The organism is Pseudomonas sp. NPDC078700, assembly GCF_044542375.1.
Lineage (GTDB): Bacteria > Pseudomonadota > Gammaproteobacteria > Pseudomonadales > Pseudomonadaceae > Aquipseudomonas.
Map to the genome: position 1 here is coordinate 367,420 of NZ_JBITUI010000002.1, position 21,222 is coordinate 388,641.

18 protein-coding genes are annotated in these 21,222 nt (G+C 54.7%); 11 read left to right on the plus strand and 7 right to left on the minus strand.

Annotated elements, in window-relative coordinates; all coding sequences use genetic code 11:
- Positions 1-24: 24 nt before the first annotated feature.
- From ACIGCM_RS07580 to ACIGCM_RS07605, 6 genes are all read right to left on the minus strand, one after another.
- Positions 25-399, minus strand: a complete 375-nt coding sequence (locus tag ACIGCM_RS07580) for a gamma-butyrobetaine hydroxylase-like domain-containing protein (RefSeq protein ID WP_397501434.1) — start codon at positions 397-399, stop codon at positions 25-27.
- A 250-nt stretch (positions 400-649) separates the two neighbouring features.
- Positions 650-1,990 (minus strand): ATP-dependent protease ATPase subunit HslU, encoded by a 1,341-nt coding sequence (gene hslU, locus ACIGCM_RS07585; protein WP_397501435.1) that lies wholly within the window; start codon positions 1,988-1,990, stop codon positions 650-652.
- Between the two features lie 32 nt (positions 1,991-2,022).
- Positions 2,023-2,556 carry an ATP-dependent protease subunit HslV gene (gene hslV / locus ACIGCM_RS07590; protein WP_397501436.1) on the minus strand — a complete coding sequence of 178 codons (534 nt, stop codon included), beginning with the start codon at positions 2,554-2,556 and terminating at the stop codon, positions 2,023-2,025.
- A 163-nt stretch (positions 2,557-2,719) separates the two neighbouring features.
- A complete protein-coding gene (locus tag ACIGCM_RS07595; protein WP_397501437.1) occupies positions 2,720-3,388 on the minus strand; it encodes an SPOR domain-containing protein in 669 nt (222 codons plus the stop codon).
- Positions 3,389-5,128, minus strand: a complete 1,740-nt coding sequence (argS, locus tag ACIGCM_RS07600) for an arginine--tRNA ligase (protein WP_397501438.1) — start codon at positions 5,126-5,128, stop codon at positions 3,389-3,391.
- Positions 5,129-5,281: 153 nt separating this feature from the next.
- The gene (locus ACIGCM_RS07605) at positions 5,282-7,501 is read right to left on the minus strand and encodes a primosomal protein N' (RefSeq protein ID WP_397501439.1); all 2,220 of its coding nucleotides are present in this window, start codon (positions 7,499-7,501) and stop codon (positions 5,282-5,284) included.
- A gap of 165 nt (positions 7,502-7,666) precedes the next feature.
- On the opposite strand from ACIGCM_RS07605, the gene rpmE reads away from it, so the two are divergent.
- The 3 genes from rpmE to ACIGCM_RS07620 all read left to right on the plus strand — a co-directional run bounded on the left by rpmE (position 7,667) and on the right by ACIGCM_RS07620 (position 10,128).
- Positions 7,667-7,879 carry a 50S ribosomal protein L31 gene (gene rpmE / locus ACIGCM_RS07610; RefSeq protein ID WP_339487007.1) on the plus strand — a complete coding sequence of 71 codons (213 nt, stop codon included), beginning with the start codon at positions 7,667-7,669 and terminating at the stop codon, positions 7,877-7,879.
- A 26-nt stretch (positions 7,880-7,905) separates the two neighbouring features.
- Complete coding sequence (locus ACIGCM_RS07615) at positions 7,906-8,709, plus strand: thermonuclease family protein (RefSeq protein WP_397501440.1); 804 nt, start codon at positions 7,906-7,908, stop codon at positions 8,707-8,709.
- Between the two features lie 150 nt (positions 8,710-8,859).
- Positions 8,860-10,128: a malic enzyme-like NAD(P)-binding protein gene (locus ACIGCM_RS07620; RefSeq protein WP_397501441.1), complete on the plus strand. Its 1,269-nt coding sequence runs from the start codon at positions 8,860-8,862 to the stop codon at positions 10,126-10,128.
- A 189-nt stretch (positions 10,129-10,317) separates the two neighbouring features.
- On the opposite strand, the gene ACIGCM_RS07625 is transcribed toward ACIGCM_RS07620, so the two are convergent.
- Positions 10,318-12,798 carry a penicillin-binding protein 1A gene (locus tag ACIGCM_RS07625; protein WP_397501442.1) on the minus strand — a complete coding sequence of 827 codons (2,481 nt, stop codon included), beginning with the start codon at positions 12,796-12,798 and terminating at the stop codon, positions 10,318-10,320.
- 181 nt (positions 12,799-12,979) lie between these two features.
- On the opposite strand from ACIGCM_RS07625, the gene ACIGCM_RS07630 reads away from it, so the two are divergent.
- From ACIGCM_RS07630 to ACIGCM_RS07665, 8 genes are read left to right on the plus strand one after another with little or no spacing between them, the layout of a single operon-like run.
- The gene (locus ACIGCM_RS07630) at positions 12,980-14,044 is read left to right on the plus strand and encodes a pilus assembly protein PilM (protein ID WP_397501443.1); all 1,065 of its coding nucleotides are present in this window, start codon (positions 12,980-12,982) and stop codon (positions 14,042-14,044) included.
- Positions 14,044-14,616: a type 4a pilus biogenesis protein PilN gene (gene pilN / locus ACIGCM_RS07635; RefSeq protein WP_397501444.1), complete on the plus strand. Its 573-nt coding sequence runs from the start codon at positions 14,044-14,046 to the stop codon at positions 14,614-14,616. Before ACIGCM_RS07630 ends, pilN begins: the two co-directional genes overlap by 1 nt.
- Complete coding sequence (gene pilO / locus ACIGCM_RS07640) at positions 14,613-15,236, plus strand: type 4a pilus biogenesis protein PilO (RefSeq protein ID WP_397501445.1); 624 nt, start codon at positions 14,613-14,615, stop codon at positions 15,234-15,236. Before pilN ends, pilO begins: the two co-directional genes overlap by 4 nt.
- Positions 15,233-15,757, plus strand: a complete 525-nt coding sequence (pilP, locus tag ACIGCM_RS07645; RefSeq protein ID WP_397501446.1) for a type 4a pilus biogenesis lipoprotein PilP — start codon at positions 15,233-15,235, stop codon at positions 15,755-15,757. Before pilO ends, pilP begins: the two co-directional genes overlap by 4 nt.
- 54 nt (positions 15,758-15,811) lie before the next feature.
- Positions 15,812-17,893 carry a type IV pilus secretin PilQ gene (pilQ, locus tag ACIGCM_RS07650; RefSeq protein ID WP_397501447.1) on the plus strand — a complete coding sequence of 694 codons (2,082 nt, stop codon included), beginning with the start codon at positions 15,812-15,814 and terminating at the stop codon, positions 17,891-17,893.
- A 4-nt stretch (positions 17,894-17,897) separates the two neighbouring features.
- Positions 17,898-18,416 (plus strand): shikimate kinase AroK, encoded by a 519-nt coding sequence (gene aroK / locus ACIGCM_RS07655; protein ID WP_397501448.1) that lies wholly within the window; start codon positions 17,898-17,900, stop codon positions 18,414-18,416.
- A gap of 51 nt (positions 18,417-18,467) precedes the next feature.
- Positions 18,468-19,571 carry a 3-dehydroquinate synthase gene (gene aroB, locus ACIGCM_RS07660; protein WP_397501449.1) on the plus strand — a complete coding sequence of 368 codons (1,104 nt, stop codon included), beginning with the start codon at positions 18,468-18,470 and terminating at the stop codon, positions 19,569-19,571.
- Positions 19,572-19,581: 10 nt separating this feature from the next.
- Positions 19,582-21,135, plus strand: coding sequence for an SPOR domain-containing protein (locus ACIGCM_RS07665; protein ID WP_397501450.1), 1,554 nt, complete (start codon positions 19,582-19,584; stop codon positions 21,133-21,135).
- Positions 21,136-21,222 lie beyond the last annotated feature (87 nt).

The window sequence follows — 21,222 nt, forward strand, 5'->3', positions numbered from 1 at the left end:
TGCACAGATAAGCGGCTGAAACCTTTACTGCATAAGCCGGACAACTGACTCGCTGGGGTCGCGAGACTTTCCGGCGGTTTGCAACTCGGCGAGGTAGTCTGACCAGAGCTGATCCTGACGAGTGGCAAGCTGGTACAGGTAGTCCCAACTGAATAGGCCGCTGTCATGGCCGTCGTCGAAGCACAGTTTTAGTGCGTAATTACCCGCCGGTTCGATGCTGCTCAAGCCAACATTGAGTTTGCCAGTTTGCAGGATTGGATTGCCGTGGCCCTGGACCTCGGCGGAGGGGGAGTGAACGCGTAAAAATTCGGCGGGCAGGGTGTAGCTGCCCTCGGCGTACTTGAGTGTCAAAGTCTTCGACGCCTTATGCAATTCGATTGCGCTGGGGATCTTGGCCATGGTCAATGCTTACGCCGTGCAAAGGGTTAAATAACAGTAGCTGCTTTTGTTGCGTAGGATTTGCCAACGCGAAGCTTTTTCACCATTTGATGAGGATCAAAATAGCCAAGTGTTGGTAACTCACTTAATTGTCTGTCGGAACACTATTGTCTGTCAGAGCAATGGTGGACGAAAAAGGCGTCATCCACCCTACTACGCACCTGGATTGGTGGGTAAAAAGCGTTACCCACCTCAGGTATCGGCCATCGCGTTAGAGGATATAGCGCGACAGATCTTCGTCTTCAGCCAATTCGCCCAAATGGCTGTTTACGTAGTCAGCGTCGATCTGAATGGGCTTGCCGGTATGTTCGGCGGCTAGATCCCCTGCACTGAATGAAACCTCTTCGAGCAAGCGCTCAAGCAAGGTGTGCAGACGACGGGCACCAATGTTTTCGGTCTTTTCGTTGACCTGCCAGGCAATCTCCGCGATGCGCTTGATGCCATCGCCGACAAACTCAATGCCCAGACCTTCAGTGTTGAGCAGGGCGGCGTATTGTTCGGTCAGTGACGCGTGGGGCTCGGTGAGAATACGTTCAAAGTCTTCCGGGCTCAGGGCTTTTAGCTCGACGCGAATGGGCAGGCGACCCTGCAGCTCTGGCACCAGATCGCTCGGCTTGCTTAGGTGGAAGGCACCCGAGGCAATAAACAGGATGTGGTCGGTTTTGACCATGCCCAGTTTCGTATTGACTGTGCAGCCTTCGATCAGCGGGAGCAAGTCGCGCTGTACGCCTTCGCGTGAAACGTCAGCACCGCCGGTGTTACCGCGCTTGGCGACTTTGTCGATTTCGTCGATAAACACAATGCCGTGCTGTTCAACGGCTTCCAGAGCGCGAGTTTTCAGTTCTTCTTCATTGACCAGGCGCGCGGCTTCTTCTTCGCGCACCATCTTCAAGGCATCTTTGACCTTGAGCTTGCGGCTCTTGGTTTTGCCTTTGCCCATGTTGGAGAACAGGCTCTGCAACTGGTTGGTCATTTCTTCCATGCCCGGAGGGGTCATGATTTCGATACCGGCTGGGCTGTCAGCGACTTCGATTTCAATCTCTTTTTCGTCCAGCTCACCTTCACGCAAACGTTTGCGAAACAGTTGGCGGGTGTTGGAATCAGTGCTCGGTGCGGCCTCTTCCTGGAAGCCTGAGCGGGCAGGCGGCAGCAATGCATCAAGGATGCGGTCTTCGGCGGCGTCCTCTGCGCGGTGGCGCACGCGGACGATTTCCTGCTCGCGGAGCATCTTCAGTGCAGCATCTGCCAGATCGCGGATAATCGACTCAACATCGCGGCCGACGTAACCCACTTCGGTGAATTTAGTCGCCTCAACCTTGAGGAATGGCGCGTTGGCCAGTTTGGCCAAGCGACGGGCGATTTCGGTTTTACCCACGCCGGTTGGGCCGATCATTAGAATGTTCTTGGGTGTGACTTCTGCACGCAACTCAGCGGGCAGTTGCATGCGTCTCCAGCGATTACGCAGGGCAATGGCGACGGCACGTTTGGCATCGTCTTGGCCAATGATGTGGCGGTTCAGTTCGTGGACAATCTCACGGGGTGTCATGGACATGGGTAATAGGCTCCAAACGGCGCTCAGGCGGATTAAACCGCCGAGTCCAGTTCCTCGATAGTCAAATTCTGATTGGTGAATACACAAATAGAGGCGGCAATATTCAGTGAGCTTTCAGCGACTTCGCGAGCGGACATTTGCTCGGCGTTTTGCAGCAAGGCCAGTGCTGCGGCTTGGGCGAAGCCACCGCCGGAGCCCATGGCGATCAAGCCGTGCTCAGGTTCAACCACATCGCCATTGCCGGTAATAATCAGCGATGCATCTTTGTTGGCGACCGCGAGCATGGCCTCGAGGCGGCTCAGTGAGCGATCGGTTCGCCAGTCTTTAGCCAGCTCAACGGCGGCACGGACCAAATGGCCCTGGTGTTTTTCCAGCTTGCCTTCAAAGCGTTCAAACAGGGTGAAGGCGTCAGCAGTTGCGCCAGCAAACCCTGCGAGCACTTGGCCGTGGTACAGGCGGCGAACTTTTTTCGCGTTGCCTTTCATCACGGTGTTGCCCAAAGAAACCTGGCCGTCGCCGCCCATGACGACTTTGCCGTGGCGGCGCACTGATACGATTGTGGTCAAGGGGAGAGTCTCCACGCTGCGGGGCGAAAATGCCCAATGTAGAAACAAATGGGGGGGCGATGCGTGGTTTTCAACCGAGGCGGGGGGATTTTCGTTGAAATGGGTGTTGAGGGCGTTACAGAAAATTGCTGACCGGCTCGGTGCGAGCCGGTCATAAGCCGTCTTAGTTAGTCTGACGCTGTTGCAGTAACAGGTTACTAAAACCGTTGGCGGCCAAGGTTTTTTGCGACGCAGCCAGTTGCTCGCGTGTCGAAAACGGGCCAACCAGCACCCGGTGCCAGGTTTCGTCTTTGACTGTGCCAGCCTCGACGCGCACGCTCTGGCCGAGCAGGGTGATTTGCGCACGAACGCTTTCAGCGTCGTCCTTGCGCCGGAACGAGCCCGCCTGCAAGAAGAACTGAGTGGTCACCGGCGCAACTTGCGCAACAACCGGTGGCGGTGGCGGTGTTTCGCCTTTCAATGCCGCCTCGGCACGTGCTGCATCTATCTTTGCCGCTTCTGCTGGGGTTACCGGTTTCTGCTCAGGCTTGCCTGGCGGCACGGCTTCAGGCGGGACTATGACTTCTGACTCAGGTAGCAAGGTATAGAAGTCATACTTAGGCTTGTTGGCTTCAGGCTTGGTCGCAGGTTTAGCCGTTTTTGTGTCGCGTGCTTGCTCCATGCGATCACGTTGCACCTCGCCACTGCCGGGCTTAAGGTTCATCAGCAGCATCACAAATACGCCAATGGCCAAGCCACAGGCAAGCCAGATCCATCCTGGAATAGGCTTTTTAGCAGGTGCTTTGTAACGACTGGCTCCGCGTTTAGGGGCCGGTTTTTTACGGGCTGCCACTTACATACGCTCCAATGTTTCCAGGCCGAGCAATTGCAGACCTTGTTTGAGTGTGCGACCGCTCAGCGCTGCTAATCGCAGACGGCTTTGCTGAAGTTGCGGATTTTCAGCGTTGATGATCGGGCAGTGCTCGTAGAAGCTTGAGAACAAACCGGCGACATCATAAAGGTAGGTGCACAGAATATGCGGAGTGCCTTTGTCTGCGACGCTGTTGAGCACTTCTGCGAACTGGGCAAGTTTGCCTGCCAGTTCAATTTCTTGTGGCGCTTGGAGATCCAGCGGGCCTTTGATTTCCTCGAAGGATTTACCCAGCTTGCGCAACACGCTGGCGACCCGCGTATAGGCGTAGAGCAAATAAGGGGCGGTGTTGCCTTCGAAGCTGAGCATGAGCTCGAAATTGAAGCTGTAGTCGCTGGTGCGGTGCTTCGACAGGTCAGCATATTTGACTGCGCCAATGCCAACTGCGTGGGCGATGCTGCGCAGTTCATCCTCGCCGATGTCCGGGTTTTTCGCTTTGACCAGTTGATAGGCGCGTTCCTCGGCCTCGTCGAGCAGGTCGATCAGCTTTACCGTGCCGCCATCGCGGGTTTTGAATGGGCGGCCGTCAGCGCCGTTCATGGTGCCAAAGCCCATGTGTTCGAGTTGCATCTGTGGGGCAACGAATTCGGCGCGGCGTGCCACTTCAAAGGTCATCTGAAAGTGCAGTGCTTGACGTTGATCAACAAAGTACAGCGCACGATCGGCCTTCAAGGTTTGGCTGCGATACCGCATGGCCGCAAGGTCAGTGGTTGAATACAGGTAGCCGCCACCGGCTTTTTGCACAATTACTGGCAGAGGATTGCCTTCAGCGTTTTTGAACTCATCGAGAAACACGCACTTAGCACCTTCGCTCTCACTGAGCAGGCCTTTAGCGTGCAGGTCTGTTACAACCTGAGCGAGATCGTCGTTGTAAGCGCTCTCGCCGCGCACATCGGCAGGCGTCAGTTTAACGTTTAGGCGATCATAGGCCTTCTGGCAATGGCTCAGAGAGATCTCATTGAAGCGGTGCCACAGGCGCATGCACTCGGGCTCACCCGCTTGCAGTGCAACCACTAACTCACGGGCCCGGCTGGCAAAGTCTTCAGAGTCATCGAAGCGTTTTTTCGCCGCGCGGTAGAACACTTCGAGGTCGGATAATTCACTTTTCGCAGCCTCTGGGTTTTCTTCCATATAGGCCAGCAGCATGCCGAACTGGGTGCCCCAGTCGCCCACATGGTTTTGCCGGATGACGTCATCGCCAAGGAACTCAAGCACCCGTGCAACCGCGTCACCAATAATGGTCGAGCGCAGGTGCCCGACGTGCATCTCTTTGGCCAGGTTCGGCGAGGACAGGTCAATGACAACCCGCTGGCTTGCACCGGCTTTACGTACATTCAGGCGAGGGTCGGCCAGTGCAGCTTCAAGGCGCTGAGCCAATGCGGCGTTGTTCTGATAAAAGTTCAGAAAGCCGGGACCGGCGATTTCGACCTTGTTGATTTGCGGGTCAGCAGGAAGCGCTGCAACCAGTTTTTCGGCCAGGTCACGCGGTTTCATGCGCGCAGGTTTGGCCAGCATCATGGCGATATTGCTGGCGAAGTCACCGTTGCTTTTGTCTTTGGTGTTCTCCACCTGAATCGTCGGGGTCAAGCCTTCAGGCAGCACGCCTTCAGCAGTGAGGACGGTCAGGGCTTGTTGGATCAGGTGGCGAATGCTGTCTTTCATGGTCTGCTCTGTCGGCCGATCTGGCGCGGCTGCGCGTGGGGCACTGGTTGAAAACTGTACATTATCGGCAGCTTGAGGGGGCCGCATCAAGAGCAAAGCTCTGAATGGTGGTTAAAACCTCACTCTACTGCCCTGAAACCTAAGGCTTGCCGATTAAAACAAGTCGATTGGGTCGACATCCAGTGACCAGCGTACTGAACGGCCACTGGGCATTTGCTCAAGTGCATTGAGCCAGCTATTAAGCAAGCGGTGTAGCGGAGCGCGGGCATTACTTTGAATCAGCAGTTGAGCGCGATATCGTCCAGCACGGCGCTCCATCGGCGCAGGCACCGGGCCAAGTAACTCGATACCTCCCAGTTGCAGTTCTTCAAGTTGCAACTCTGCCTCGGTGCACGCCTGATCGAGAAACCCTTCTGCCTGGCCTGGTTTATGCGCCTCGGCGCGCAGCAGTGCCAAGTGACAAAAGGGAGGTAAGCCAGCGCTGCGGCGTTCACTAAGGGCTTGTTCGGCGAAGGCGAAGTAGCCCTGTTCGGTGAGTTGTACCAATAGCGGGTGGTCGGCAAGATGGCTTTGGATAATCACCTTGCCTGGTTCTTCGGCGCGACCTGCACGACCTGCAACCTGAACGATCAACTGGGCCATGCGCTCGCTGGCGCGGAAGTCTGCCGAGAACAACCCGCCGTCGGCGTCAAGAATGGCAACCAAGGTCACGCGTGGGAAGTGATGTCCTTTGGCGAGCATCTGGGTGCCGACCAGAATACAGGGCTCACCTTTTTGTACGGTATTGAATAGGTTGCTCATGGCATCTTTGCGCGAGGTGCTATCGCGGTCGACCCGCAAGACGGGTACATCAGGGAAGAGGATTTCTAAACGCTCTTCGGCACGTTCAGTGCCAGCGCCGACCGGGCGTAAATCAACGCTTTTGCATTTCGGACAGTTGTGCGGCTGGCGCTCGCTATGGCCGCAGTGGTGACAGCGAAGTTCTCGTGAGCGTTGATGGACTGTCATGCGGGCATCGCAGCGCGGGCACTCGCTAAGCCAGCCGCAGTCATGGCAGAGCAAGGTCGGGGCAAAGCCACGGCGATTGAGAAACACCAAAACCTGCTGGCCGGCCTCCAGGGTTTTACGGATGGCTTGCTGCATGGGGCCGGAAATTCCCGAGTCCAGCGGCAAGCTCTTTACATCCAGGCGTAGAAACTTCGGCGCTTTGGCTCCTCCTGCGCGCTGGTTGAGGCGCAGCAGGGCATAGCGGCCCATGTTGGCATTGTGCAGGCTTTCCAGCGATGGCGTGGCGGAGCCGAGCACTATCGGGATGTTCTCTTGGTGGGCGCGGACGATGGCTAAGTCGCGGGCGTGGTAGCGCAGGCCTTCTTGCTGTTTATAGGAGGCGTCGTGCTCTTCATCGATGATGATCAGTCCGGGGTTTTTCATCGGAGTGAATAGCGCTGAGCGAGTGCCAATGATGATGTCGGCCTCACCATCGCGCGCCGCCAGCCATGCATCGAGCCGGTCGCGGTCGTTGACAGCCGAGTGCAGTAACGCGATGCGGGCGTTAAAACGACGCTCGAAGCGCTCCAGGGTTTGCGGGCCTAAATTGATCTCTGGGATCAGTATCAGTGCTTGCTTTCCTGCTTCCAAGGTTTCGCGAATAAGCTGTAAATAGACTTCGGTCTTTCCACTGCCGGTCACGCCTGCTAGCAAATAGGTATTGAAGCTGCCGAGCCCAGAACGAATCGTGGTGGTGGCTGCGCTTTGTTCTGGGTTTAAGGTCAGCTCAGGTTGTGCCAACCAGTTGCTTGGTCGTGGATGGGCCGCGTGGCGACGCACCTCGAGGCGCACCAAGTCCTTTTCACGGAGCAACTCAAGGCTGTCTTTATTCAGTTGCAGTTGGCTGAGTAAACCGTGCGCTACGCCATGGGGGTGTTGGGCGATGGTCTTTAATGCGTCGCGCTGGCGCGGCGCGCGACTGAGGCGTGGGTCGTCGACGCTGGCGCCTTCATTGGCCAGCCAAAAGCGCTCCTGTCGCGCCTGAGCCGGTTCACCTTGACGCAGTAAAATCGGCAGCGCCCAGCTAAAGGTGTCGCCCAAGCTGTGCTGATAATATTGTGCGGTCCACAGGCAAAACTTGAAAAATGGAGCCGGTAGCGGTGATTGAGGGTCGAGCAGTTCCAGAGCCGGTTTCAGCTTGTCGGCAGGGACGTCGCTATGGCGTGTGATTTCAACCAGAATGCCCACCATCTCGCGCCGACCGAATGGCACCCGTAGCCGAGCACCCGGCTGCAAAGCATCAAGGGGGATGCCTGCAGGCGGCAGGTAGTCGAATAGTCGGCGCAGTGGCGAAGGCAATGCGAGGCGCAAAATAGCGTCGGTCACACACAGGCTCCCGGTGAGAAGGAGGCGAATATTAGCATGTGATCAAACGACAGCCGGTACTTTACACTGCTTGCGTGGGTTTCAAGGTCTGGTATAGTCCGCAACCCGTTCGTGCGGTACCTGACATCCGGTTAGGTGGCGGCACACATTATTGAGGAATACACGATGAAAGCCGATATCCATCCAGAATACGTCGCTATCGAAGCTACTTGCAGCTGCGGTAACGTTATCAAGACTCGTTCGACTCTGGCTAAGCCACTGAGCCTGGACGTTTGCTCTGAGTGCCACCCGTTCTACACTGGTAAGCAGAAAGTCCTCGACGCTGGCGGCCGTATCGACCGCTTCAAGCAGCGTTTCGGTGTTTTCGGCGCCAAGTAAGTGGCCGAATCTTCAAGGGCCGCCAGATGGCACTCTTGTCGAAACTAAAAAAGGCGTCCCTAGTGGGCGCCTTTTTTGTTTCTGGGTTTTACCTTTTGCCCGCGCAGGCGCTGTGCTCTGCTCCGGTTGCGGGATCGGTGGTGGCAGTCAGTCGGGTTGTCGATGGTGACACGCTGCGCCTGGTTGATGGTCGTCGGGTGCGCTTGGTTGGCATCAATGCGCCTGAGATGGCCACCAAAGGACGCCCCATTCAAGCCTATGCTGAGCAGGCCAAACGCCGTCTCAGTGCTTTGGTCGCAGCCAATGACGGCAAGGTCAGTGTGCAACTGGGTGTCGATGCCAAGGATCGCTATGGGCGTACACTGGCCCATGTTTTTGATGCCCGGGGCCGGAGTCTGGAGGCGCAGTTGCTGGCTGAGGGGCTCGGTTATTGGGTGGCCGTGGCCCCTAACCTGGCGTTGCGTCACTGCCTGCAATCCGCCGAGCAGTCAGCCCGAATGGCTAAGCTTGGTCTCTGGCGTACTTCCCCGGTCATTGCCGTGCAGGCACTGAATGCTGGCGGTTTCGCATTGCTGCGTGGGGTTGTTAAGCGCGTGCAGCGCAATCGTGGCGGGCTGTGGCTGGAGATGGATGGATCGCTGGTGCTGAGAGTGCCGCTGGATCAGGCCGATGAATTTATCCGAGCCCATGGGCAAGCGTTAGTCGGGCGTTCTGTTGAGGCGCGAGGTTGGGTGGTCGATCGTGCGAGGCATTCGACATCTGCCCGGCAACAAGCACGATGGATGCTGACCTTGGGGCATGAATCGATGTTGCGGGTGCTGCCTCACTAACGATGGGGTTCAATGGGCTATTGAACCGCTGCGAATAGGCAGTCTATGGGTATTGAGTGCCAAGGCTGACCGAACAGTCTTGTGCACCTGTATACAATTTGCGTATCCTCGGCGGTCTGCATTAACAGTCCAAAAAAGCGGAACGCCGATATGTCTGATTTGAAAACTGCCGCTCTCGAATATCATGCCCAACCACGTCCGGGTAAGCTGAGCGTAGAGCTGACTAAGCCAACTGCAACAGCCCGTGATTTGTCCCTCGCCTACAGTCCCGGTGTTGCCGAGCCTGTACGTGAAATTGCCCGCGACCCTGAACTGGCTTACCAGTACACCGGTAAGGGCAATCTGGTTGCGGTCATCTCTGATGGCACCGCAATTCTTGGCCTTGGTAACCTGGGGCCATTGGCTTCCAAGCCTGTGATGGAAGGTAAGGGCGTACTGTTCAAGCGTTTCGCCGGTATCGATGTATTCGATATCGAAGTCGATTCTGAAAGCCCACAAGCATTTATCGACACTGTTAAGCGCATCTCTATCACCTTCGGCGGTATCAACCTCGAAGACATTAAAGCCCCTGAGTGCTTTGAGATTGAGCGTGCGTTGATCGAACAGTGCGACATTCCAGTTTTCCACGATGATCAGCACGGCACCGCAATCGTAACGGCTGCTGGCATGCTCAATGCGCTGGAAATTGCTGGCAAGACTGTTGAGGACGCAAAAATTGTTTGCCTCGGCGGTGGTGCTGCTGCGATTTCCTGCATGAAGTTGCTGGTGAGCATGGGTGCTAAGGTCGAAAACATCTACATGATCGACCGTAAAGGGGTTATCCACGCAGGCCGTGACGACCTCAATCAGTACAAGGCTGTTTTCGCCAGCGAAACTGACAAGCGTACCCTGGATGACGCGCTAGACGGTGCTGACGTATTTGTCGGTCTCTCCGGTGCTAACCTGCTCAGCCCTGAAGGTTTGCTCCGTATGGCGCCTAACCCGATCGTCTTTGCATGTTCGAACCCAGACCCCGAAATTAAGCCTGAGTTGGCCCACGCTACTCGTAGCGACGTAATCATGGCGACGGGTCGTTCGGATTATCCAAACCAGGTCAACAACGTGCTGGGCTTCCCATTCATCTTCCGCGGTGCTCTGGACGTTCGCGCCACACGCATCAACGAAGAAATGAAGATCGCCGCTGCCAATGCATTGCGTGAAATTGCCAAGCTGCCGGTGCCTCAGGAAGTCTGCGATGCCTACGGCGGTATCGAGCTGTCCTTTGGTCGCGAATACATCATTCCGAAGCCAATGGACGCTCGCTTGATCACCCTGATCTCTGATGCTGTCGCTAAGGCTGCAATCGAGAGCGGTGTGGCGACACTGCCTTACCCGGCGCATTATCCGCTGCAATCAGTGGATGACGTGTTCAAAGGCTAAGCCTGTGGCATTAAAAAAAACCCGCTTCGGCGGGTTTTTTGTGTCCAGTGTAAGGGGATGGCGCTTTTATCATCCACCCATTGGGACTGCTGCGAATGGCCGAGTCAGTCGCGGTGGGCAAGCATCGCGTTGCCGCACCCTGCGAGAGATTGCGTTTTGGGTGGGGGCGATCACCCATCACGCACCTCGCTAGAACAGGTCCATCGGTGCTGAGTCGTCAGCGGGCAGTGGGCTGCCTGGTACGCCAAGGTTAGGATCAATCTCGCCCATTGATGGCGGCGTATCTTCATTCTTGAACAGCTCAAAGTAAGCGTCAGGCGTGCCGGGTGCAGCGGTTCGGCCACTGAATGGGTCGATGCGCAGCGTCAATATGCCCGGTGGCTCTTTTGGCGGGTGGCTTGGCTTGTCCTTAAGCACTGCGCCCATGTATTTCATCCAAATCGGCAGGGCCACTGTGCCACCAAACTCGTGGCGGCCAAGGCTTTCGGGCTGATCAAAGCCAGTCCATACAGTCGTTACGTAATCGGCGTTGTAGCCTGAGAACCAGCTGTCTTTCGACTCGTTAGTTGTACCGGTTTTTCCAGAAAGATCATCACGACCCAGTGCCAGTGCGCGACGCCCGGTTCCGCGTTTGATCACGTCCTGGAGCATGCTGGTCATGATGTAAGCGGTGCGTGCATCAATGATCCGCTTAGCGACTGCAGGCTCGACAGGCTGCTCCGGGTCGGTGGTTCCGGCTTGCGCCACAAGGCCTGTGTCCAATGCCGGGGCTTCAGGTGCTGCCTGTGTTGCGGTGTCTTCGGCGAGCTCTTGTTTTTGCTCTTCTTCAGTGGGCTCTACGCTCGGGACTGACGGTGGGTTGGCGAGAAAAACGGTTTTGCCGTGGCGGTCATCGATCTTCTGGATCAAGTAGGGTTGGGTCTTGTAGCCGCCATTGGCGAATGTCGTCCAGCCTGTGGCGATTTCCATTGGCGTTAAGTCGGCGGTGCCAAGGGCCAGGGACAAGTTGGGCGGCAGGTCTTGTTTGTTGAAACCGAACTTGGTGGCGTAGTTGCGGGCGTACTCGACACCAATCGCCTGGAGTAAGCGGATCGAAACCAGATTGCGTGACTTATACAGTGCGACGCGCAAGCGTATTGGGCCGAGGAAGGTGTTGTTGTCGTTCTTTGGGCGCCAGACTTCATCGGTATTACTGTTGGCGAAGACAATTGGCGCGTCATTGACCAGGGTTGCAGCGGTATAGCCTTTGTCTAATGCGGCGCTGTAAACAAAAGGTTTGAAGCTCGAACCCGGCTGACGTTTGGCCTGCACTGCGCGGTTGTAGTTGCTTTGCTCAAATGAGAAGCCGCCTACCAATGCGAGGATGGCACCGTTTTTGGGATCAAGAGAAACCAGTGCGCCTTGGGCCGCAGGTAGTTGTACAAAGTTGAGATTGCCGTCTTCGGCGCGTTGTACGCGGATAAGATCGCCAACCTGAGCAACGTCACTTGGTTGTTTAGGGCGTGGACCCATGCTGTTGGTATTAAGGAAGGGGCGCGCCCACTTCATGCTTTCCCAGTTGACGGCTTCTTCTTTGCCGTCGCGGGTCAGCACCAGAATTCCGCTTTTCTCAACTTGCGTGACAATTGCGGGTTCAAGTCCGCCAAGGGATGGCTTCTTTGCCAGCTCGGCGATCCAGGTTTCTTTGGTCATGCCTGGCAGGCGGCTTTCTGGGCCGCGATAGCCGTGGCGTTGGTCGTAAGACAGCAAACCGCTGCGCACGGCATCGTTGGCTGTTAATTGGAGGTCGCTAGGGACTGTGGTGTAGACGTTAAAGCCTTCGGTGTAAGCCTCACTGCCGTAGCGTCCGACCATCTCGGCGCGGGCCATCTCTGCAATATAAGGTGCGGCAAGGTCTGGGGTGGCGACGTGATAGCTTGCATTTACCGGCTCTGCGAGTGCCGCTTGATAGCGTTCTTCATCGATTTTTCCGAGCAGGCGCAGGCGACCAAGGATCCAGTCGCGGCGTTCCTTGGCGCGGGTTGGGTTAACCAGGGGGTTGTAGCGCGACGGGGCTTTGGGGAGTCCGGCAATCATCGCCAGTTGTGAGAGCGTCAGCTCGCCAATCGGTTTGCCGTAATAAACCTGTGATGCGGCTTCGATACCGTACGCGCGTTGGCCAAGGTAAATTTTATTGACGTACAGTTCGAGAATTTCGTTTTTGCTCAGTTCGCGTTCTATTTGCAGGGCCAAGAGGATTTCGGTGATTTTCCGCGAAAAGCTACGCTCATTAGTGAGGAAGTAGTTCTTGGCTACCTGCATGGTGATAGTGCTACCACCCGTTTGAATTTGGCCACTTTTTAAAATTTGCGTGGCAGCGCGCATCAAACTACTCGGGTCAACGCCATAATGGTTCTCGAAGTTGTCGTCTTCAGCCGCCAACAGGGCATTGATAAAGTCCGGCGGAATATCTTTGAATTCGATGGGGGAGCGACGCATCTCACCAAACTCGGCGATCAGCTTTCCGTCGCTGCTAAATACTCTTAAAGGTATTTGCAGCTGGATGCTACGCAAGGAGTCGACAGAGGGCAGGCTCGGGCTTAGGTAGAGGAAAGCCCCACTTAAACTGAGTAATAGGCCACAAAAAATGGCGACACAGGACCATGCAAAGAATTTCAGCAAACGCATCAAGATTTTTGGATTTCCAGATAAAAGAATGAGTTAAGAACAAGACAAAGCAAAAAGGAAAAAACCGATCACATTATAAGCGTTTTTTTCCACTGGGAGCCATTTGCGCTTCTGTCAAGACTGTTATTTAATGTAGAAAAACATAAATAGTCCGTAAGTAACGGATGCCAATAGGAAATCGGTCGTGCTAGGGCTCTTCAATAAGAAAGCGAATACGCTGCTGGGGATTGATATCAGTTCGACTTCAGTAAAGCTCCTCGAGTTGAGTTGCTCAGGAGGCCGCTACAAAGTAGAGGCCTACGCTGTTGAGCCGCTCCCACCTAATGCTGTAGTTGAAAAAAACATCGCCGAGATGGAAGGGGTCGGCCAAGCACTTACGCGCGTACTTTCTAAAGCCAAGACGGGCGTTAAAACTGTGGCGGTTGCCGTCGCAGGCTCTGCGGTGATTACCAAGACCATCGAGATGGAAGCCGGGCTTTCTGATGATGATCTTGAGAATCAGTTGAAGATTGAAGCGGACCAGTACATTCCTTATCCACTCGAAGAAGTTGCTATCGACTTCGAGGTGCAAGGGCTGTCGCCGCGTAATGCTGAGCGTGTCGAAGTCTTGCTGGCGGCATGCCGCAAAGAGAATGTCGAGGTGCGTGAAGCAGCGTTGGCGCTTGCTGGTCTGACCGCCAAGGTGGTGGACGTTGAGGCGTATGCGCTCGAGCGTTCTTTTGCCCTGCTCGCGGAGCAATTGGGTGCTGGCGATGATGACCTGACCGTCGCGGTTGTCGATATCGGCGCAACAATGACCACGTTGAGTGTTTTGCATAACGGCAAGACTATTTATACCCGTGAGCAAATGTTCGGTGGCAAGCAGCTGACTGAAGAGATTCAGCGCCGTTATGGTTTGTCGGTTGAGGAAGCGGGTCTTGCGAAAAAGCAAGGCGGCCTTCCAGACGACTATGACAGCGAGGTGTTGCAGCCGTTCAAGCAGGCGGTAGTGCAGCAAGTGTCACGCTCGCTGCAGTTCTTCTTCGCTGCGGGTCAGTACAACGACGTTGATTACATCTTGTTAGCCGGAGGCACGGCTTCGATTCCTGATCTCGACCGCTTGATTCAGCAGAAGATCGGCACCCAGACTTTGGTTGCTAATCCATTCGCTGAAATGGCGTTAAGTAGCAAGGTCAATGCGGGGGCGCTTGCGAGTGATGCGCCAGCCTTGATGATTGCTTGTGGTCTGGCGATGAGGAGTTTCGACTAATGGCACGGATCAACTTACTTCCGTGGCGAGAGCAGTTACGCGAGGAGCGCAAGCAGCGTTTCCTCGTTGCGCTCGGCGGTGTGCTGGCGGTTTCTGCAGGCTTAGTGTTTTTGGGTGATCAGTACTTTAGCAGTGCGATTGAGCAACAAAATGCGCGTAATGAATTTGTGCGCAAAGAGATTGCAGTGCTCGATACCCGGATTAAAGAAATCAGTGAGCTAAAAAAGCGCCGCGAGCAACTACTTGAGCGGATGAAAATCATTCAGGACTTGCAAGGCAATCGGCCGATTATTGGCCGGGTTTTTGATCAGTTAGTGAGAACTCTGCCCGATGGCGTTTTCTTTACCGGGCTTAAAATGACCGGCAAGAACATCGCAATTGTCGGTGCGGCTGAATCCAATAACCGTGTCTCGAATTTAATGCGCAATCTCGATGCCTCAGAGTGGTTAACCCAGCCGAACTTGACTGAAGTTAAAGCGGTGACTGCAGGTGCGGTAGATCAGGCCAACGTATTTCAGCTGACGGTGCAACAAACGCAACCGAAGCTTGATGGCGAGGAAGTTAAAAAATGAGCCTGAGAGAATCGTTGGATGGTTTGAAGCAGATCGATATTAACGATCTTGACTTGAACAACGTTGGCTCTTGGCCGGCTGCAGTCAAAGTGATTGCTGGCGCCTTGTTGTTAGTGTTGGTGTTGGCGCTCGGTTATAAATTCCACCTGGAAGACCTGCAAACCCAGCTTACGGGTAAGCAGCAAGAAGAAGTCACGCTCAAAGAGCAGTTTTCATCCAAGGCTTTTCAGGCGGCTAACCTCGAGGCCTACAAAGAGCAAATGAAGGAAATGGAGGTTTCATTTGGTGCGCTGCTCAAACAGCTGCCAAGTGATACTGAAGTGCCGGGTTTGCTTGAGGATATTACCCGCACCGGTTTGGGCAGCGGTCTTGAATTCGAAGAAATCAAGCTCCTACCTGAAGTCGCGCAACAGTTTTATATCGAGTTGCCGATACAGATCAAAGTAGTGGGGAGTTATCACGACTTGGCCACCTTTGTCAGTGGTGTGGCCAGTTTGCCGCGTATTGTCACGCTGCATGATTTTGATCTTGTCCCAGCGAGCAAAGACTCAACGAGCAAGCTGCGTATGTCGATTCTTGCCAAAACCTACCGTTATAACGATAAGGGGGTGCAGAAATGAAACGCACCCATTTAGCAGTTTTCCTAACGGTGTTGACGCTTAGTGGCTGTGGCTCAAGCAGTGACTTCGCTGACTTGCAGGCCTACATGGATGAGGTGCGCGCTCGGCCTAAAGGGTCTATTGAGCCGCTGCCTAAGTTTCAGCCATATGAAAGCTTTACCTACAGCGCCGCGTCACTGAGAAGTCCATTCCAGCCGCCGGTGAAGATTGAAATGGTACAGCGCGCCAAGGGCTCGAAAGAAATCAAGCCTGACGAGACGCGAGTTAAACAGTTCCTTGAAGGCTTCAATATCGAAGTCTTCGAGATGGTCGGTACATTGTCCAATGATCGCGGCACGTTTGCCTTGGTTAGTGGTGCAGGGGGCGTTCATCGAATCAAGGTAGGGGATTACCTCGGTCGAAATAACGGACGCATCACCGCTATCAATGAGTCGCAAATTGATGTGATTGAAATCGTTCCAGATGGTGAAGGTGGCTGGCTTGAACGGCCGCGAAGCCTCTCCCTCAAGGAGCGCTCTTAAATGAGCGGAGAGAACATGAAAAAAAATAATCTGTCTGCCAAACGGAACCTGAGAATGAATAGCTCCCTTACACGTCTAAGTATCTCCTTATTGGGAGTTCTGCTTTCGCCTGTGCTGATGGCAGCTAATCTCGAAGCGCTTGATGTCGATGCGTTGCCAGGCGATCGCGTTGAACTGAAAATGACTTTCGACGAGCCGGTTGCGGCTCCACGTGGTTATACCATCGAGCAGCCCGCGCGGATTGCGCTGGACCTGCCTGGTGTGACCAACAAGCTGGGGACTAAAAACCGCGAGCTGGGTGTCGGTAATGCGCGCAGTGTGACGGTGGTCGAAGCTAAGGATCGCACGCGCCTGATAATCAATTTGGCAGATTTGGCTCCGTACAGCACACGCGTTGATGGCAATAACCTGTTTGTGCTGGTTGGTGCTAACGCAGGTGCAGCAACAACCGCAGCCGCGCCAGCCCCGGTGCCTTCTACTTATAAAAAACCGCCAACCAGAAGCTATGTTGCTCAATCCAAAGCGATTAGCAATATCGACTTCCAGCGCGGTGAGCAGGGCGAAGGCAATGTGGTCATTACCTTATCTGACCCAACTGTAAGCCCGGACATTCAAGAGCAGGGTGGCAAGATTCGTTTGGATTTCGCCAAAACCCAGCTGCCTGAAGCCCTGCGCGTGCGTTTGGACGTAAAAGACTTTGCTACCCCTGTGCAGTTTGTCAGTGCTACGGGCTCGGCTGATAAAGCCAGCATCGTCATTGAGCCGACAGGCTTTTACGACTACCTGGCGTTTCAAACCGATAACAAGCTGACGCTTAGCATTAAGCCGCTGACCAAGGATGACGCTGAAAAGCGCAAGACTGAGCGCTTTGCCTACAGTGGTGAAAAACTGTCGCTGAACTTCCAGGACATCGACGTGCGTTCAGTGCTGCAGCTGATTGCTGACTTCACTGACCTCAACTTGGTAGCCAGTGACACCGTTGCCGGCAATATCACCCTGCGCTTGCAGAATGTGCCATGGGACCAAGCCCTGGATCTGGTACTGAAAACCAAAGGCTTGGACAAGCGCAAAGTCGGTAACGTGTTGTTGGTAGCGCCTGCTGACGAAATTGCGGCCCGTGAGCGTCAAGAGCTGGAATCGCAAAGGCAGATTGCTGAGCTTGCTCCGCTGCGCCGCGAGTTGATTCAGGTTAACTACGCCAAAGCCTCGGACATGGCCAAGTTGTTCCAGTCGGTCACCAGTGCCGACGGCAGTGCAGATGAGCGGGGTTCGATTACCGTCGATGACCGCACCAATAGCATCATCGCCTATCAAACCCAAGAGCGTCTTGATGAGCTGCGTCGTGTAGTCACTCAGTTGGACGTTGCGGTACGCCAGGTAATGATTGAGGCACGAATTGTCGAGGCAAATGTTGACTACGATAAGAGCCTTGGTGTGCGCTGGGGGGGGGCGAAAGTGATTGGCGGTGGAAAGTGGAATCTCTACGGAAACGATGATCAAGGTGACGAAGGCGGAAACTCTGGAGAGGATGCTAGCGGTAACTTTCCGTTTGTTGATTTAGGTGTTGCCAACCGGACTGCAGGTATTGGTATTGGTTTTATTACCGATAATACAATCCTTGATCTTGAGCTTTCGGCGATGGAAAAGACCGGTAACGGTGAAGTGGTATCGCAGCCAAAAGTAGTTACTGCTGATAAAGAAACGGCCAAAATCCTGAAAGGGTCTTCAATCCCTTACCAAGAGGCCAGTTCAAGTGGTGCAACCACTACTGAGTTCGTCGAGGCCGCCCTGTCACTCGAAGTGACCCCGCAGATCACGCCTGACAACCGCATTATTATAGAAGTCAAAGTGAACAAGGATGAACCCGACTTCGCTAACCAAGTAAACGGCACGCCAACCATCCGTAAGAATGAGGTGAATGCCAAGGTTCTTGTCTCGGATGGCGAGACTATTGTGATCGGTGGTGTGTTCTCCAATGAGCAACGCAAAGGTGTGGATAAGGTGCCTTTCTTAGGGGATCTGCCATATTTGGGGCGTATGTTCCGTCGCGATATTGTTGAAGATTCAAAATCTGAGTTGCTGATCTTCCTCACGCCGCGCATCATGAACACCCAAGCTGTCGCGGTGAGCCGTTGATTAAGTGCAAAATCTGATACTTGTTGGCCCGATGGGCGCTGGAAAAAGCACCATCGGGCGGTTGTTAGCTAAAGAGTTGCGTTTACCCTTTAAAGATTCTGACAAAGAAATCGAGCACCGGACCGGGGCAGATATCCCCTGGATCTTTGATGTTGAAGGTGAGCAAGGCTTTCGTGAGCGTGAACAGTCGGTAATCGTTGAATTATGCGAGTCTCAGGGCATGGTGCTGGCCACAGGTGGTGGTGCGGTGATGCGTCCTGAGAATCGTGCTGCCTTGTATAAGGGCGGTAGGGTGGTTTATTTGCATGCTTCTGTTGAGCAGCAAATCAATCGAACTGCACGAGACCGTAACCGCCCCCTGTTGCGTGCACCTGACCCGGGTAAAGTCCTGCGCGATTTGTTGGCATTACGTGATCCGCTGTACCGTGAAATCGCCGATATTGTGATCGAAACCGATGAGCGCCCCCCGCGAATGGTTGTGCAAGAGATACTTGATCGACTAGAAGCGCTTCCTCCCCGTTAAAGCGCAGCAAGAACTGCGCTATCCTAGAGCCCTTTTCTGACAGGGGGCTGCATGCAAATTCTTCAAGTCGAGCTCGGTGAGCGTAGTTACCCTATTTATATCGGTGCAGATCTGCTCGCCCAGCCACAGTTGCTGGCCCAGCACATTGCAGGTCGACAGGTGGCAATCGTCACCAATGAAACTGTTGCGCCCTTATATTTGCAGGCATTGCAGGATGCGCTCAGTGGTTTTAACGTGACAGCTGTTGTTCTGCCGGACGGCGAAGTCTTTAAAACCTGGGAAGTGCTGCAGCAGATTTTTGATGGGTTATTAACGGCGCGGCATGATCGGCGTACGACCGTCGTTGCGCTGGGTGGAGGGGTTGTGGGTGATATGGCAGGCTTTGCTGCCGCCTGTTACCAGCGTGGGGTGAACTTTGTTCAAATCCCAACCACCTTGTTGTCGCAGGTTGATTCCTCAGTGGGCGGTAAAACCGGGATAAACCACCCGCTTGGCAAGAATATGGTCGGCGCGTTCTATCAGCCACAAGCGGTATTGATTGATACCAAAAGCCTGGTGACTTTGCCCGAGCGCGAGCTTTCCGCAGGTTTGGCTGAAGTCATCAAGTATGGCTTGATTTGCGATGAGCCGTTTCTGCAGTGGCTTGAGGTGAACATGGGTGCACTGCGGGAATTGGATCAAGGCGCATTGACGCAAGCAATTGAGCGATCTTGCGCAGCCAAAGCGCGTATAGTCGCCGCCGATGAGCGAGAGTCCGGTGTACGGGCGACGCTTAACCTTGGGCATACCTTCGGCCATGCGATAGAGACCCATATGGGCTATGGTGTGTGGTTGCATGGTGAGGCTGTTGCCGCAGGTACTGTCATGGCGCTGGAGATGTCGACGCGCTTGGGGTGGATCGAGCCTGCAGAGCGTGATCGCGCCATTCGTCTGTTTATCGCGGCGGGTTTGCCCGTAGTGCCGCCAGAAGTGATGACTCCTGAGCACTTTCTTGAACATATGGCTGTCGATAAGAAGGTGCTTGATGGTCAGCTAAGGTTAGTACTGCTCCGTCAGATGGGCGAAGCGGTGGTGACCAGTGAGTACCCACGTGAGATTTTAAATGCCACGCTGAGCGCTGATTATGCAGCGATGGCCGAACAGCTAAAAAATTAAAGAGTGTCCCATGACTAGTTTGCACGCTGACGAGGCGTTCCTCGACCATTACCAATTTAGCCATGACCCATTTGCTGCTCGGGTACCAGGTTTCAAGTTCTTCCCTGCTCAGCGCAAACCAGTGCTGGGGCAACTCCACCACTTGGCCCGTTACAGTCAGTTGCTGCTGGCGGTGAGTGGCCCGCAAGGCAGTGGTAAGACGCTTTTGCGTCAAGCCCTTGTTGCCAGCACCAATAAGCAGGCGGTACAGAGCGTTGTCGTCACGCAAAATGCCGGTGAAGGCATGGGCGTGTTACGCCAGGTCGCCCAAGGCCTGCAAGTGGCTCAGCCGGATATGCAATCTATATTGGCTCAAGTCGGTCAGTTGGCTATCACCGGGCAGGAGGTTTATGTCCTGGTTGATGATGCCGAACAGCTCAGTGACAGCGATTTGCGCAATTTGGTGACTTTGGCAGCAGGCGGCCCTGAGGGGCGTCCGCATGTATTCCTGTTCGCTGAAACGGCGATGCTGCCTCGCTTTGATCAAGTATCTGACGGTGAAGAGCACTTCCATGTCATCGAATTAGAGCCGTACACCGAAGAGGACATGCGTGAGTATCTGGCGCAGCGTCTTGAGGGTGCAGCGCAAGGGCTGGAAGTCTTCACTGAAGAGCAGCTCGAGACTATCTATGAGCGCTCCGAAGGTTGGCCGGGCGCGATCAACCTAGCTGCCCGTGAAGTGCTGGTTGATGCCATGCAGGCCAAGCGTGCAGCGGGCAAAAGCTCGGGGTTCGCGTTCAATATACCGCGCAAGCACTTGCTGGCATTGGCTGTGGTGGTTGTCGGTGTCGCGGTTGCTTGGATGATGCAGGGGCGTGACAAGCCTGCAATGCCTGAGGGACAGTCTCAAGCGCCGGTGGAAAATGCTCAGCCGCAGGCACCTGCTGCCGAGGCCACAACCGATACGGCTAATCAAAGCAGCGATCCTGGCGCCCCGGCAATTGAGTTCGCGGGTTCTGACCAACCAATGCCTTTGCCATTGGTTGGGGAGTCGCAACCTGTTATTCGTGACACCGAAGTCAGCAATAATCAGGCGCAAGAAGCGACGGAGCCGCAAGCCGATACACAGGCTAAGCCCGCTCCGGACGCTAATTCGCGTTTGCTGGTTGATACCCGTGAGCAAGTGCCAGCTGAAGTGCCTGTTACGCCGGTGAAAACACCTGAAGCCGCCAAGCCAGCTGCCAAGCCGCAGGCCGCGAAACCAGAAACTGCAGCGCCTGCTGCAAAGCCGGAAAATATCACTGGGTGGTATGCAGACCAGGCGGGCTCGCGTTACACCTTGCAAGTTGTGGGCACCAGTGCCGAAAGCAATGCCAAGGCTTTTGTGAGTCAGAATGGCAGCGAGTACCATTACTTCAAGAAGATGTACAACGGTAAGCCACTGTACGTTGTAACCTATGGTAGTTTTGCTACTGCGGATGCTGCAAAAGCCGCCATCACTAAAATGCCAGCGAAGGTTCAGGCCGGTAAGCCTTGGCCGCGCACCTTTGCAAGCATCAAGTTGGAAATCGCTCAAGCTCGGTAATCACGCCGCTTAGACTGATATGACCAGATGGTCGTTAGCACGACTATCTGGTCTAAAATATCGTTTTCGCGACATATGATTGCATTA